The 1,257-nt window shown below is 38.1% G+C and carries 2 protein-coding genes; both read left to right on the top strand.

The window, feature by feature from the left end; genetic code table 11:
• The coding region (locus AMDU4_RS13700) for an SDR family oxidoreductase (RefSeq protein WP_021788521.1) at nucleotides 1-591 on the top strand (591 nt) is incomplete at its 5' end.
• Nucleotides 592-714: 123 nt separating this feature from the next.
• A partial coding sequence (locus tag AMDU4_RS13695) for an iron-containing alcohol dehydrogenase (RefSeq protein WP_290705571.1) occupies nucleotides 715-1,257 on the top strand: 543 nt, incomplete at its 3' end.

The following is a 1,257-nucleotide window of genomic DNA, read 5'->3' as shown; positions in this document are numbered from 1 at the left end:
ATTCTTGTTGTTGCAGATGTTTCCACCGGAGAGGGCAGAAAAAGAATTTTCAGCGGCACGAAAGAAAGATTTGGAAATCCAAATATTCTGGTCAATAATGCAGGTGTTGGTTTTCTGGAACCATTCGGAAGCATAGATGAAAATCATCTTCAGGCAATGTTCAGTACCAATCTATTTTCACCCATATGGCTTTCAAAAGAATTCATGAATATTTCACAAAAAGGCGTCATAATAAATATGGCATCACTGGCTGGAATATCTCCCTTTCCAGGATTATCCCTGTACGGTATGACCAAGGCAGCACTGATAAGCCTGACAAAATCTCTATCCCTGGAACTGGCTCCATACAATATAAGAGTCAATGGAGTCGCACCCGGGGTTGTTAAAACAAGGATGGGAGACAGTTTGTTAAAAATAATGGATCTGAATGAACAGGATTTTGCCAAAAAATTCACCCTGACTGGAAAGCTAATAGATCCGGATGAGGTTGCAGATACCGTTCTTTATTTAATCAGGAATGAATCAATGACCGGACAGGTTATAACCATAGATTCCGGTGGAGAACAGATGGCCACAGATTACTTCAGGTAGAGTTCTAAGGTTCAAACAATAATATTAATATAGGGATAAAGAGTATATTTATCATGTGCTTTTTTAACAGGTCAATGCTAGGTATAGAATTTAATGGTTCAAGAATGGATTGGAGGCGTGTAAATGTGGTATTTTAGATCCCCTCAAGTTATATTTGGAGAAGATTCACTTTCATTTCTTGAATCACTGTCAATAAAAAAAGCAGTAATAGTGACAGATAAAAACATCAGGAAAGCTGGCCTTGTTGACATAGTTAAGGGCAATATGCCTGATACTGAGATATTAATAGTGGACGATATTCCCGAGGAGCCAAAATACAGGGATATGGCAAAACATTTAGATGATATTAATAATTTTTCACCGGAATATTTTATATCTATAGGAGGAGGATCTGTTATAGACAGTTCAAAAATTTTATTCTTTAAATATGAACGTCCCGATCTTGAATTCTATGATGTAACCCCCCTGGTAAAACTCAATTTGAGAAAAAAGAGTCGGCTAATTGCAATTCCAACCACCAGTGGAACCGGATCAGAATGCACCTGGGCCGCAATGGTTTCTGATGAAATGGAAGTAAGAAAGGATGAATTAGCATCTCCAGAAATAATGCCTGACTATGCTATACTGGATCCACAAATGGTGAAATCTCTGCCGAGAGCACAGACA

This window comes from Ferroplasma sp. Type II (genome assembly GCF_000496155.1).
This window is presented reverse-complemented; position numbering and strand designations above follow the sequence as displayed.